The organism is Bacillus cereus group sp. BfR-BA-01380, assembly GCF_022663535.1.
In the GTDB taxonomy this organism is placed as follows: Bacteria; Bacillota; Bacilli; order Bacillales; family Bacillaceae_G; genus Bacillus_A; species Bacillus_A cereus_BB.
In genome coordinates, this window is sequence record NZ_JAKUFS010000047.1 from 1 (window position 1) to 16,550 (window position 16,550).

The following is a 16,550-nucleotide window of genomic DNA, read 5'->3' on the forward strand; positions in this document are numbered from 1 at the left end:
CCAAATCTCCCATACCGAGAAGTCAAACGCATAAGAATGGAAAAGCGTCCAAGTATCTTTTTCATCAAACTGATACCAACATTCCGTTGATTTAAATAAGCGAATCACATTGTGATGCTCTACCATAACTCCCTTCGGATTCCCTGTTGATCCCGAAGTATAGATAACATATGCCAAGTTTTCTCCTGTCACTTCACATATTGGTGAAAGAGTGCTTTCTCGCGAGATCATCGCTTGATCTCGATCCAAACAAACTACTTCGATTTCTTCAGGTATCCAACCTTCTAATGCTTCGTTCGTGACTAATACTTGAATCCCTGTGTCCTCCAGAATATATCGTAGGCGACTTTCTGGATACGATGGATCCAATGGAACATAGGCTGCCCCAGCTTTCAAGATCCCCATGAGACCAACAATCATCTCAACTGAACGCTGGAAGCAGAGACCGACCAATGACTCGGTCCCAATCCCACATTTTTGGAGGTAATGGGCCAATTGGTTTGCTTTCTCATTCAGCTCTCGATACGTCAACTGCTGATTTTCATCCACCACCGCCACCGTGTCAGGTGTACGATCCACCTGATCTTCAAACAGTTTATGAATCACACTCTCACGTGGATACGCTACAGCATTATCATTCCACTCTTCCAGCAATTGCTCCTCTAATTCCGATAGCATCGTCAACTTCGTCAGTGATTTATCGGGATGTTCCACGATTTCATTTAACCAGTTTTCAAAATGCTCAGCCATACGTCTAATCGTTACAAGGTCAAATAAATCATTCTTATAGTTAAAGCAAAGGAATAAACCCTCTTCCACCTCTGCGGCGCTTAAACTCAATTCAAACTTGGCGATCGAAGCATGGCTTTCCATCGCTTCTAAACTTCTTCCATGAAGCTCTGGAAGCTCTTGTTGCGTGTTTTGCAAGGTAAACATGGTTTGGAAGACCGGAGAATGACTTGTACTTCGCTCGGGTTGTATGACTTCTACAATCTTTTCAAACGGAACATCTTGGTACTCATACGCCTTCAATGCTTTTGTACGTACCTGAGACAACAACTCTTGGAATGTCGGTGCACCACTCAGATCAGCCCGATAAACCAACGTGTTGACGAAGAAACCGATTACCCCTTCAATCTCTCTGTAATTACGATTCGCAATTGGACTTCCGACGAGAATATCCTCTTGTCCTGTATAACGGGAGAGGAAGCTTTGATACGATGCCAGTAAAGTCATGAAGAGCGTCGACCCTTCTTGATGACTAAGTTCGTTCAGTTTGTCGCGTAACGAGCGTGACAACAACACAGTGTGTGTCGATCCACGATGGGTTTGCATCGCAGGACGAGGACGATCCATCGGCAACATTAAGACTGGTAACTCGCCAGACAGCTCTTCCTTCCAATATGCAAGCTGCTGATCAAGTACTTCTTCTTTCAACCATTCCCTTTGCCATTGGGAAAAGTCGGCATATTGAACCGATAACGGTGCGAGTTCTGCTGGTTTTCCACCAACCGCTTCTTCATAGAATGCCATCCATTCTTGGAGCAAGATTTCCATCGACCAGCCATCTGAGATAATATGATGCATGGTACAAAGAAGAATCCATTCTTCTTCTGCGATTTGCACGATTTGCCCACGGATCAACGGGCCTTGTCCTAAGTCAAATGGCGCTTCGGCTTCGTTTTGGATCCATTGTTCCATTACGCTTTCTCGCTCTTCGTAAGAAAGCGTAGTTAGATCTATTTGGGGAAGGAATCGGAAAGCATACGGTTGAATCTGCTGCACAGGATGACCATCCATTTCATGGAACACCGTTCGCAAAGATTCATGACGCTCTATCAGCTGATTCCATCCCGTCTCCAATGCTTCGGGTACCCAATTCCCTTTAAGATGGCATACCATCGGTATATTATAAAGTGCACTATTAGGCGTAAATTGATCGATGAACCACAGGCGCTGTTGGGCATAAGAGAGCGCAATGGCTTCTCCCCGTTCCATCGGCATAATCGGTGGAATCTCTCGTATTTTGTCTCCTTTACGCAATTGATCCAGTCGCTTCGCCAACGCCTCTACTGTTGAATGCTCAAACAGTTCACGTACTAGCAGTTCGATTTGTAATGCCTCTTTTAACCGAGATACAACTTGAGTAGCGAGCAACGAGTGGCCACCTCGATCGAAGAAAGAATCCTGAACACCAATATTTTCTATGCCTAGCACTTGACTCCATACCGATGCGACAAGCTCTTCCATCGGAGTTCGTGGGTATACAGTATTTTCAGTAGATGGTTCATCAGGTACAGGCAATGCTTTTAAATCAAGTTTTCCATTCGGTGTGAGTGGTAAAAATGCCATCTTGACAAAATGTGCCGGAACCATGTAATTCGGTAAATGTGTTTGCAGATGCTCCCGCCATTCACGAACACTTCCTTCACCAACTACATAAGCTACCAATCGTCTGTCTCCTGGATGATCCTCTCTTACCAGTACAACAGCTTCTTTTACGGACAAATGCGCCTGCAAAGTGGCTTCAACTTCTCCCAGTTCAATCCGGAAACCACGAATCTTTACTTGGTCATCCATACGACCATGGAACTGGAGATCACCGTCAGGAAGATAACTTGCTTTGTCCCCGGTGTAATAGAGACGCTCCCCTGACTTAAACGGATGCGGAATGAATTTTTCCTCTGTGAGTTCCGGACGATTAGCATAGCCACGAGCAAGGTTCTTTCCTCCGATATAGAGATCTCCAATCACACCCACTGGCACCGGCTGAAGGTGAGAATCTAGCACATATACTTCTGTATTCGCAATCGGTCGACCAATCGACGGAGTACCTGTTGTCATTCCTGCAGGCACATAACAATCAGTGGTAACGACGGTATTTTCCGATGGACCATACTGATTAATCACTGCAAAAGGGATTTGTTCAGATGGATACTGTGTTAACTGATCTCCTCCCGTAATGATAAAACGGAGAACAGTCTTCTCTGGCCAAGATAATTTCAAGAGTCTTTCCAGAATAGGTGTAGGCGCAAAGCTAGCCGTGATCCGTGAATCAATGAGCCAATCTCGTAGAGCCTCTGGATTGATTCGCAACTCTTCTGTCGACAGGTATAGTGCTGCACCAGCGGTGAGATAAGGCCAAATCTCCTGGATAGCTGAGTCAAAGGCAATCCCCGCAATTTGAGTCGCACGATCCTGTTCTGTAATTTGGTATACCGCTTGATGCCAAGAAACCATATTCATCAATGAACGATATTCGACCATGACACCCTTTGGCTTTCCTGTGGAACCAGAGGTGTAGACAATATAAGCTAAGTGCTCCGGTTTCACTTGCCGCTTCGGTGCAATCACGCTTTCATCTGTTATTTCTTCTAATCTCACCGTTTCGACCTGTTCGGAAAGGCTTTCTTGCGCTGCTGTCGTCACTACGATTTGGATTCCTGCATCTTCAATCATGTATTGTAACCGTGATTTCGGATACAACGGATCTAGAACGACATAGGCCCCGCCAGCTTTCAATATGCCAAGTAAACTTGCCATAAGCTCAGCCGATCTCGGGAGGTAGACACCCACAACTGTTTCAGGACCAACCCCTTTTCTCTGCAAAACATGTGCCAACTGATTTGCCCGCGCATCCAGTTCACTGTAGGTCCACTCTCTCATTTGATCGACCACTGCAATCGCATCGGGACGTCGTGCTACTTTGTCCTCAAATCTGTCACAAATAAGACCCTCTTGGGACATTTCCATTGCGGTGTCATTCCATGTATCTAATAACAAACCACGCTCAAATTCGGAGAGCATACTCAGACCATTCAACGGTTTTTGTGGATGATGAGAAACTTCATGTAGCCAGTTCTCAAAATGTCCTGCCATTCGTTCGATGGTTGTAACATCAAATAAATCCTTATTGTATTCAAAAGAGAAAATTAATCCTTCTTCCGCCTCGGCTGCCATTACACTTAAATCAAATTTTGCGATCGAATTATAGCTTTCTATCATTTCGATTCTTCTACCAGACAACACTGGAAGCTCTTGTTTCATATTTTGTAAGATGAACATCGTCTGGAAGATTGGAGAATGACTTGTACTCCGCTCGGGTTGCACAACTTCCACAATTTTTTCAAATGGAATATCTTGATATTCATATGCTTTCAGTGCCTTTTGACACACCTGAGACAACAACTCTTGGAATGTCGGTGCACCGCTTAGATCAGCCCGATAAACCAAGGTATTGACGAAGAAACCGATTAACCCTTCAATCTCTCTGTAATTACGATTCGCAATTGGACTTCCGACGAGAATATCCTCTTGTCCTGTATAACGGGAGAGGAAGCTTTGATACGCAGCCAACAGGGTCATAAAGAGCGTCGACCCTTCTTGACGACTGAGTTCGTTCAGTTTGTCGCGTAACGAACGTGACAACAACACAGTGTGTGTCGATCCGCGGTGAGTTTGCACCGCAGGACGCGGGTGATCCATCGGCAGTTGTAGCACAGGAAGCTCACCAGACAATTCTTCCTGCCAATAGTTGAGTTGCTGTTCAAGCACTTCGTCCTTCAACCATTCCTTTTGCCACTGAGCAAAGTCCGCATATTGGATCGGTAATGGTTCAAGTTCTGCTACCTTCTCATCCATTGCTTCCTCATAGAAAGCTATCCATTCTTCAAGTAGGACTCCCATCGACCATCCATCCGAAACGATATGATGCAGGGTACAGAGGAGGATCCATTCCTCTTCTCCCACTCGCAAGACGATTGTCCGAATCAGTGGGCCCTCTCCTAAATCAAATGGCACTTCTGTTTCTTGCTGAATCAAGCGCTTAACTTCTGCGTCTCGCTCTTCCGGAGAAAGTATAGTTAAGTCCATTTGAGGAAGGGACCGGAAAGCATACGGTTGAATCTGCTGAACAGGATGACCATTCACTTCATGGAACACAGTCCGTAAAGATTCATGACGCTCTATCAGCTGATTCCATCCTGTTTCCAATGCTTCGGGTACCCAATTCCCTGTAAGACGGCATACCATCGGCATATTATAAAGTGCACTATTAGGCGTGAATTGGTCAATGAACCACAGGCGTTGTTGGGCATAAGAGAGCGGAATGACTTCTCCCCGTTCCATCGGCATAAGCGGTGGAATCTCTCGTTTTTTGTCTCCTTTACGCAACTGATCCAATCGCTTCGCCAGTGCCTCCACCGTTGTAAACTCAAAAAGTTCACGCACCGGTAGTTCGATTTGGAAAACTTCTTGTAAACGTGAGACAACTTGAGTAGCGAGTAGCGAGTGGCCACCAAGCTCGAAGAAGGAATCCTGAACACCAATATTTTCTATGCCTAACACTTTACTCCATACCGATGCGATGAGCTCTTCCACTGGTGTTCGCGGTGAGACAATATTTACGCTCATAGGCTGTCCATCCAATGCCAGTAAGGCTTTGCGATCAATCTTGCCATTCGGAGTGAGTGGCATAACTTCCATCTCGACAAAGTATGCCGGAACCATGTAATTCGGTAATTGCGTCTTGAGGTGCTCACGCCATTCTCCTGTGTCTCCTTCACCCACCACATAAGCTACTAACCGCTTGTCTCCAGGATGATCTTCCTTCACCAACACGACAGCCTCTTTCACAGATGAATGATCGAGTAGAACCGCTTCAATCTCTCCCAGCTCAATCCGGAAACCTCTGATTTTCACTTGGTTATCTATTCTTCCGATATACTCCACGTTGCGATCATTCAGATACCTCACTAGGTCTCCCGTCCGATAGAGCCGTTCCCCGTCCTTAAATGGATGCGGAATAAAACGTTCAGCAGTTAATTCTGGTCGATTGAAGTAACCACGTGCCAAGCCTACACCACCAAGGTAAAGTTCCCCAGCCACACCTATCGGTACCACCTGTTGGCTTTGATCTAGCACATACAATTCGGTATTATCAATCGGACGACCAATCGGAGTAAGTAACGGTTCTTTTTCTAAATCACAATCATAGTAAGTGACATCTACAGTCGCTTCGGTAGGACCATACAAGTTGCTTAACTTCGTTTGCTGAGAATCATAAAATACACCCTTAAACCGGCGAACCTGTTCGGTATTTAACGCTTCTCCACTGGTGAAAACCTGACACAAAGACGATACGTCCTTTTTCACTTTGGATTGTTCCATATAATCCAAGAAAGTAGATAACATCGACGGAACAAAGTGCATCGTGGTCACGCGATATCGCTCAATACACCCCTCAATCATTGCAGGATCCTTCTCGCCACCCGGCGGAAGTAAACAAACACGTGCCCCTACAAATGACCACCAAAATAATTCCCAGACAGAGACATCAAACGAAAACGGCGTTTTCTGAAGAATCGTATCCTGTTCAGATAATGGATAGTTTTTTTGCATCCACTGTAATCGGTTGATAACCGAGTGGTGTTCAATCATCACTCCCTTCGGATTCCCTGTCGAACCCGAAGTGTAAATGATATAAGCCAAGTTGTTTGCTGTCACTCCGCTCACTGGCGCCAAACTACTCTCTCTAGAAATCGCTACTTGATCTCGATCCAAACAAATCGCTTGGATGCCTTCAGGCAACCAACCCTGTAACGCTTCCTTTGTTAAAAGCACTTGGATCTGCGAGTTCTCTAAAATGTATCTCAGGCGATTTTCAGGATAACTCGGATCCAGTGGGACATAAGCCCCACCCGCTTTGAGAATCCCTAAGAGACCAATAATCATTTCGGGTGAACGCTCGATACATATACCGACCAATGACTCAAGTCCTATATCCCGTTTCTGTAAATAATGTGCCAATTGGTTTGCTTTCTCGTTGAGTTCTTGATACGTCAGCTGTCCACCTTCATACACTACCGCCACCGCTTCAGGTGTACGCGCAACCTGCTGCTCAAACAGTTCGTGAATCATGCTCTCATGTGAATAAACTACGTCAGTGTCATTCCATTCTTCCAAGAGCTGCTTCTGTTCTGTGTCCGATAGCATCGACAGCTTTGTAAATGATTCATCTGGATGATGAACAATTTCGTTTAACCAGTTTTCAAAATGCCCTGCCATACGTGCAATGGTTCTACTGTCAAATAAATCTGTATTGTATTCAAAAGAAACAAATAGACCTTCTTCCACCTCATAAGCGGTTAAACTCAAATCAAATTTCGCGATGGAAATATTACTTTCTATCATTTCCAAGCTTCTACCAGACAGCTCTAGTCGTTCTTGTTTTATATTTTGTAGCGTAAACATGGTCTGGAAGATAGGCGAATGACTCGTACTCCGTTCAGGTTGTACAGCTTCTACCACTTTTTCAAACGGAATATCTTGATATTCATACGCTTTCAACGCCTTTTTCTTTATCTGAGACAAAATCTCCCTGAACGTCGGATTTTCACTGAGATCCGCCCGATAGACTAACGTATTAACAAAGAAGCCGATTAATCCCTCTACTCCTTTATGGTTCCGATTCGCAATCGGACTTCCGACGAGAATATCTTCTTGTCCCGTATAGCGAGCAAGAAAGCTCTGATATGCAGCCATTAAGGTCATAAATAAGGTAGATCCATCTCGTCGACTTAAATCCTTCAATGAACTGAGTAATGTGTGAGGAAGAATCACACGATACGTGTCCCCAGCGTACGTTTGTGTAACCGGTCGAGGGCGATCCACTGGCAGTTGTAGTATGGGAAGCTCACCGGACAATTCTTCCTGCCAATACGTAAGTTGTCGATCTAGCACTTCCCCCTGCAACCACTGCCTTTGCCATTTCGCAAAGTCTGCATACTGAATCGATAGCGAACTTAGTCCAGCAGGCTCCCCACTCATTTCTTCCTCATAGAAGGCAAGCAATTCATTGATCAATATGCCGATGGACCACGCATCAGAAATAATATGATGCATGGTACATAGCAATAACCATTCCTCTTTCCCTAATTGAACCAGTTGATTACGAATCAAAGGGCCATTCATTAAATCAAACGGATCCTGCGCTTCTCTAGCAATCAAACTCTCTATCTCTTTTTCCTTTACTTCCAGAGGAAGATGAGAATAATCCTCTACAGGTAGTTTTCTAGGAAGGAATTCCACAATATGTTGCATAGGTTGGTCTCCTACTTCCTTAAAAACGGTGCGTAATGATTCATGACGTTCAATGAGTCGATTCAATCCCTTTTCCAATGCTTCAGGCGTCCAATTTCCTTTTAGACGCCATACTGTCGGAATATTATATACTGAACTGTTTGGGTTAAATCGGTCCATAAACCACAAACGTTGTTGTGCATAGGACAACGGAAGCGCTTCTTTATTCTCCTTTTTCTGCATCTGCTTCTGAAGCCACATTCTCTTCTCAGGAGAAAGCGAATTCAACTTTGCAAGTAAATCATTTCTCATTTTTTCACACCTTCCTCAACCAAGTTTCTCTCGAATATACCTTGCGCTTCTTCCTCTGATAACTCTTCCAATTGCTTAAGAAGTTCAAGTAACTCTTCATCATTACTCGCTGCTGCTTCATTTTGAATATATTCTTGAAAACTTACATTCTCCTTACTATCATTCTGCCCTTGCTCATTTCCACTACAGCGCAGCTGATTAACCCGTTCTGCCAACTCCTGCACGGTAGTATACGTAAATAAATCATGCAGTGGTAACTCAATTTCAAAGGTTTCATTTAGATTAGAAACAGCTTGTGTAGCGAGTAATGAATGGCCACCTAGTTCAAAAAATGAATCATGAATCCCGATATTTTCAGTGCCTAAAATTTGATGCCATATCGAAACAATCGCTTCTTCTGTAGGTGTACGAGGGGCAACATAACCACCCGCTGCTTCCTTGCGCTCTGGTGCAGGTAAGGCTTTCCGATCGATTTTCCCATTTGGGGTGAGTGGGAATGCTGTCAATTCGACAAAATGTGCCGGGACCATGTAATTTGGTAACTGGGTCTTGAGATAATCACGCAACGCATGAGCATTTCCTTCTCCCACTACATAGGCAACTAAACGCTGATCACCCGGATGATCTTCGCGTACCATCACAACGACTTCGTTAACCGATGAATGACTTTGTAACGTCGCTTCAATTTCCCCTAGCTCAATCCGGAATCCACGGATCTTCACTTGATGATCGATCCGACCGAGATAATCCAAATTCCCGTCCGGTAGATATCTCACAAGATCTCCCGTCCGGTATGCTCGCTCCCCTTCTTTAAATGGATGCGGGATAAAACGATCGTTTGTTAAGTCAGGGCAGTTTAAGTAGCCACGCGCCAAGCCTGATCCCCCAATGTAAAGCTCACCCACTACACCAATCGGGACCATTTGCTGGTTTGCACTGAGTACATATACTTCTGTGTTAGAGATGGGTCTACCAATCGGCGGGACCTTGTGCATGACGCCCTTTTCTAGCTTCATATACGTAGAATAAGTAGTATCTTCGGATGGACCGTATAGGTTGTACACCTTTTCAATCGGACTTCTCTCATACAAGTGCTGGACCAGTGACTGTGGCAACGGTTCTCCAGCCAAATTCATCACTTTTACCGAAGAAGGAATCATCTTTGCTCGAACCAGTTCCTTCGCTGCTGATGGCACAGTATTGACCAAGGTCACATCCTTCGTAGACAACTTGTCCAGATGAAGGGCACTTTCAGCGACAATCACCTTTCCACCCATCGTCAAAGGAACAAACACTTCAAAAACCGATAGATCAAAGGATAGTGAAGTTGAAGCCAGCACTCCCGCTAATTCCTGTAGGGAATAGGTTTGATGTGCCCAATGGATCATCGCCAACGTACTCCGATGCTCAATCATCACTCCCTTAGGATTGCCAGTGGATCCTGAGGTATAGATGATATAAGCTAAGTTATCGCTTGTCACTTCACTCGTACATACGGTCGTTACTTCCTGTTTGATCGCTGCTCGATCACGATCGATACAAATCATGTCAATCGATTCAGGTAACGTCATTTTTTGCTGCAACTTTTCCTGTGTCACTAGTACCTCGATTTGAGCATCCGCTAAAATATACCGTATCCGACTCTCCGGATACGCAGGATCAATCGGAACATACGCTCCTCCTGCTTTCATGATTCCTAAGAGACCGACAATCATCTCGGATGAACGTGTAACGCTGATCCCAACCAATGATTCGCATCCCACACCCCTCTTCTGGAGATAATGGGCCAACTGATTGGAGCGTTCGTTCAGTTCTCGATACGTTAGCTCCTCATCTTCGCACACTACCGCGATCGCTTCTGGCGTTTTCTCCACTTGTTCCTCAAACAATGTATGAATCGTGCTTTCACGTATGGCCACGACTCCTGTGTCATTCCATTCCTCTAGTAACCTCTTATATTCAGCTTTCGATAGCATATTCAGCTTTGATAGTGAATCTTTTGGATGAGATACAATTTCATATAACCAATGTTCAAAATGATCTGCCATTCGTTCAATGGTTGCAGCATTAAACAAATCGGTATTATATTCAAAAGTTAGCAATAACCCTTCTTCCGTCTCCGATGCAAATAAACTCAAATCAAATTTGGCAACTGAAGTATGACTTTCCATCAGCTCCATGTTTCTTTCAGATAGCTGAGGTAACTCTTGTTTCGTATTCTGTAGGGTAAACATAGTTTGGAAAATTGGCGAATGACTGGTATTCCGTTCAGGTTTTACGGCTTCTACCACTTTTTCAAACGGAATGTCCTGATACTCGTATGCTTTTAGTGCTTTTTTTCGTATCTGCGACAGAAGTTCTTGGAACGTCGGATTTCCACTGAAATCAGCTCGATAAACCAACGTATTTGCAAAGAAACCTATTAATCCTTCAATCTCTTTAACATTCCGGTTCGCAATCGGGCTTCCAACCAAGATGTCATCTTGTCCCGTATAACGAGAAAGGAAGCTTTGATACGCTGCCATCAAGGTCATAAATAAGGTGGATCCTTCTTGCAGACTTAATTCCTTGAGCTGTTCCCGTAAGGAATTCGCCACCATCAGAGACTGACTTGCACCACGGTGAGTTTGAACAGCAGGTCGAGGACGATCCATCGGTAATTGCAAGACCGGTAACTTACCAGCCAATTCTTCCTTCCAATATTGAAGGTGCTGATCAAGATTCTCTTCTTTTTGCCATTCTTTTTGCCATTCTTTTTGCCACAGGGCAAAGTCCGCATATTGAACAGATAACTCCTTCAGTTCAACTGGTTTGCCACTTATCGCTCCTTCATAAAAAGCCATCCATTCTTCGAGTAAGATTCCCATTGACCACCCATCTGAAATAATATGATGCATCGTACAAAGGAGTACCCATTCCTCTTTGTCCACTTTCAAAATTCGTGTTCGAATCAAAGGACCTTGTCCCAAATGAAATGGTTCCTCTGCTTCGTTTTGAATGAGCCGCTTCATCTCTCTTTCTCTGTCTTCTAGAGAGAGGTTTGTTAGATCCATTTGAGGAAGGGGTTTGAAAACATGCGACTGAACCTGTTGAACGGGTTCACCCTCTCGCTCTTGAATTACTGTCCGCAATGATTCATGACGTTCAATCAACTGATTCCATCCCGTCTCCAATGCTTCAAGTGACCATTTTCCTGTCAGTCGACATGCTGCATGAATATTGTACATCGTACTATTTGGCATTAATTGATTAATGAACCATAGGCGTTTCTGTGCGTAGGAAAGCGGAATAGATTCTTCCCGCGACATAGGTACAAGTGGTGGAATCTCTCGTTTTTTATCTCCTTTACACAACTGATCCATTCGCTTCGCCAGTGTCTCCACCGTATCGTACTTGAAAAGTTCACGTAACGGTATTTTGATCTGGAATGCTTCTTGTAATCGAGAGACGATTTGAGTAGCGAGTAATGAGTGTCCACCACGTTCAAAGAAAGAGTCTTGAATGCCGATATTTTCTATTCCCAATACTTGACTCCAAACCGAGGCGATGAGCTCTTCCGATGGCGTTCTTGGTAGGACGTTAAACTCTCCCATAGATTGTCCTTCCGGCGCTGGTAAGGCTTTTCGGTCGATTTTTCCATTTGGAGTAAGCGGGAAATATTCCAACTCTACAAGGTGTGCTGGAACCATGTGATTCGGTAATTGGTTCTGAAGATACTCTCGCCAATTTTGGATATTTCCATCGTTTATCACATACGCTACCAATCGCTGATCGCCTGGGCGATCTTCTCTCACTAGCACGACTGCCTCTTTAATAGACGAATGCCTTTCTAAAGTCGCTTCAATTTCTCCAAGCTCAATCCGAAAGCCACGCACTTTCACCTGATGGTCCATTCTTCCTATAAATTCTAAATTCCCATCAGTTAGATATCTTACTGAATCTCCAGTTCGATATAGCCGTTCTCCTAATTGAAACGGATGCGGAACGAATCTTTCAGCAGTAAGATCAGGTCGATTTAAGTAGCCACGCGCTAAGCCTGCACCACCAATATACAACTCACCTTCTATCCCTATCGATTGCAAACGCTGATTCTGATCTAATACATACAGCTGGATATTTTGTATCGGATTACCAATAGAAACAAATTCTTGATGGGGTTGACAGTCAAATGCATTCACGTAAATGGTTGCTTCTGTTGGTCCATAAAAGTTGGTCAATTTAACTTGTCCGCTCTTATCCCAGTGCTGTTGAAATCGTCTAACCAACCCTAGACTAAGCTCTTCCCCACCGGAAAACACATGACGCACGGACGAACATTTCAGTTTCAAATCAATATGATCGAAATGATCTAAGAAAACAGATAGCATCGAAGGAACAAATTGGACAACAGTAACCTGATGCTTCTCTATCACTTCAGCTATTATAGAAGGATCTTTCTCTCCACCTGGAGGCAGGAAGGATACACATGCTCCTACACTAATACCCCAAAATAACTCCCACACAGATACATCAAATGAGAATGGTGTTTTCTGCAAGACCACATCCTTTTCAAAGAGTGGATATTGATGTTGCATCCATTCAAGATAATTATTCACTGAATGATGCTCAATCATCACTCCCTTTGGATTACCTGTAGATCCTGAGGTATACATAACGTATGCTAAATTTTTTCCTGCTATACTGCTTGTACATGCGGTCGGTTCTTCCTGTTCAATCGCAATGCGATCTTGATCCATACAAATTGTTTCGATTTGTTCGGATATACCTATTTTTTCTAACATTTCTTGCGTCACTAGTACTTCGATTCTAGCATCTTCTAATATATAGCGTAGCCGATTCTCGGGATACGTAGGATCAAGTGGAACATAAGCTCCTCCTGACTTTAGAATCCCTAGCAACGCTATCATCATTTTTGGCGATCGTTCCATATATACACCGACTAAAGACTCTGGACCCACACCACGCTTCTGTAAATAGTGAGCTAGCTGATTAGCACGCTCGTTCAGCTCTTTATAGGTAAGTTTCTCATTTTCATAAATAACCGCGATCGCTTCTGGCGTTTTCTCCACTTGCTGCTCAAATAACGTATGAATCATGCTTTCAGATGAATATTCTACTTGGGTATCATTCCATTTCTCTAGCAGTTGTGTCCGCTCTTCCATTGTTAAATGGGTAATTTCGGATAGCTTTGAATCTGAGCTTTTCGTCATCTGAATTAATGTTTGCGATAGATGATCCTGAACCCGATGAATGGTCTCTTCATCAAAATGATGGCGGTCATACATCAACTTCAAAGTAAATTCCTTACCTGGCATTGCAATGAGCGTCAAAGGATAATTTGTTTGTTCTGCACTTTGGACCTCTAGTAATCTTAAATCAGCATTGCGCTCTCCTTGGATCGGGTAATTTTCGAACACATACAAGGTATGAAATAAAGTACTGCTCCTTGGAACTTCACTCCAACCTTGAATATCGACCAACGAATTATACTCGTATTGTCTCCGTTCCATTTCTTTCATCTGTATCTTATGGAGCCAGTCTACTACTGATGTATCGTTCTTTACATAAATTCGGGTAGGCAATGTGTTAATGAATAGACCAACCATTTTCTCTGCCCCTACTAGTTCAGTAGAACGCCCAGAACTAGTCACACCAAATACGATGTCACTTTCACCGCTATACCGACTCATCAAGTAAGCCCAGGCTCCTTGCACTAACGTATTTAAGGTTAGCTGACTATTTCGCACCCACTCTTGTAACGTCTCAGTCAGTTCCTCAGATAGCCGATAAACACTCTCTCCATAACCCTTCTCCTGCCCCTGGTCACTTCTTTCCATCGCTAATGGCGTAGGTGCATGAAATCCTTTTAATTCTTCTGTCCAGAATTTCTCAGCTTTACTTCGATCTTGTTTATTAATCCACTGGATATATTTTTTATAGGGAAGAGACTTGGGAAGATCGACTGCTTCTCCCTTTATCATCTTGAGATAAACTTCCATCACTTCACTGAAGATCAGGGACACACTCCACCCATCCAACAAAATATGATGATGCGTCCAAATGATTCTCGTTTCTTCTTCTGCTTCTTTAATCGCAGTGATTCTCATCAACGGTGCTTCGTCTAACGAAAACCCTTGCTTCCGATCAGCATTCAAAAACTGGTGTAATTTCTTTTCCCTCTCTTCACATGAAAGAGCGCTCCAGTCTTCTCGACGAATAGTAAAAGGAAGATGTTGATAAACAGCTTGCAATGGCTTTTCTATTTCCTCCCACACAAAAACAGAACGTAGAATCTCATGTCGGTGAATGACGTATTCCCAGGCCTTTTCGAAAGTAGCAACATCCAATCGACCACCGAGTAAGAAACCTACCTGTACAATGTAGGAAAAAGAATGCTCATCATCTTGATCATATAAAGTATGAAACAGTATCCCTTTTTGTAAAGGTGACAATCCGTATATATCGATAACTTCCCCCATTGTTACACCCTCTTCTTTGTTAATTTAAGTAATACTTTACTCAAGCTTTCTTCCGTGAGAGCCTCTGCATCAGCAAAGTCAGATACCGTAAAAGCAGACTCTGTCGTTGGCGGATTTATCAGTAGACGAAGTTGATTCAACATGGCATCTGCTATCGCTTTAATTGTCAATCTAGAAAACTGTTCTCTACTATACATCCAAACAAAATGTAACTTCCCATCTTTCACCATACCGACAATGTCAATCGGGTGAGAGGGTTTCGATTCTGGAGCATGGTTTAAGAGTGTAAACCCTGTCTCTTGCATAAACAAAGATTCTTTGGAAAATACTTGATCAAGTTGCCCCAAATAGTTAAAGCTTATTGATGGTTTTTGCTGCTGATAGAACGGAAGCAATTCTCTGCTCAAGTAGCGTAAAATGCCATAATCAATGCCCTGATTCGGAATTCGACGCAATTGCTCTTTCACAGCCTTTAATCCCTCAATAGGTGTTGTTGATCCCTGAAGATCAAGGTGAACGGGATAAATACTCGTGAACCAACCCACTGTCCGCGATATATCAACGCCTTCAATCACCTCTTCTCTTCCATGTCCTTCCAAGTGAACAGAAACCTTATGCTGATTTGTACATTCAGCTATAGCTTGTACTAATGCCGTCAATAGTACCTCGTTAATCCTTGTCTTATGAGTCATCGGAACTTCTTGTAACAACGCGTGGGTCTCTTCTGCTCCCAACGTCATCGTCACTTGATCAATCGATGCTTCTGTCGTTTCCTGTATAGGGTATTTCATCGGAATCGTCATCACTTGTTTTTCTGCCTGTTCACGCCAATAATCTTTTACTTCTTTTGAAAGATCTGACTCACTGTATGCCTGTAGTCGTTCCGACCATTCTTTAAAGGATGTACTTTTCGCAGGTAACTGAACTTTCTGACTTTGTTTCATCTGGTTGTATGCGGCCTGTAAATCTTCCAATAGAATTCGCCATGATACTCCATCTACTACTAAATGATGAATCGTCCAGAATAATCGATCGTTCCCATTCGAACCGTCATCAAAGTACACTATTCTCATCAACGGCCCTGTAAGTAAATTGAAACTGGCTTGAGTGATATCCATCTCTTCTTGTATCACTTGATTCCACGCTTGTTGATCAGCATCGTTCCGCTTTACCACACGAAGTACAGACTGTTCATCGATTCCCTCATTTCTCTGCTTCCAAGTTGCATTTGGCAATTGTCCATACCGGAAACGTAAGGCATCATGATGTTTGAGTAAGTTTAATAGGGCTTCCTCTAGTAACTCCACATCCAATCTCTCTCTTACTTTTAAAAGCATCGATTGATTCCAATGTTGCGGGTTCGGATGTTCTTGCTCGAAGAACCAATACTGAATTGGAGTAAGCGGTACCTCTCCCGTCACAACTCCCTGCTCTGCTTGTACTCCCTGATTTTCTTTGACTACTTGCGCCAACTCGGCAATCGTTGGGCATTCAAACATTTGCTTGGGTGTAAGTTTTAATCCCAATTGACTCGCTTGTGATATGATCTGAATGCTGAGAATCGAGTCCCCACCAATTTCAAAGAAGTTATCATAGATTCCCACCTTCTTAATCCCTAATACTTGCTTCCAAATGGTAGCCAGTGTTTCTTCTTTACCATTCCGGGGTGCAACACATTCA

3 protein-coding genes are annotated in these 16,550 nt (G+C 43.6%); all 3 read right to left on the bottom strand.

Going from position 1 to position 16,550, the window contains the following annotated elements:
- Positions 1-8,391, bottom strand: an 8,391-nt coding sequence (locus MR076_RS24825; protein WP_242225187.1) for a non-ribosomal peptide synthetase, incomplete at its 3' end; no start/stop codon positions are given.
- A complete protein-coding gene (locus MR076_RS24830) occupies positions 8,388-14,870 on the bottom strand; it encodes a non-ribosomal peptide synthetase (RefSeq protein ID WP_242225188.1) in 6,483 nt (2,160 codons plus the stop codon). The genes MR076_RS24825 and MR076_RS24830, both read right to left, overlap by 4 nt.
- A gap of 2 nt (positions 14,871-14,872) precedes the next feature.
- Positions 14,873-16,550: condensation domain-containing protein (locus tag MR076_RS24835; RefSeq protein ID WP_242225190.1), on the bottom strand; the 1,678-nt coding region annotated here is incomplete at its 5' end.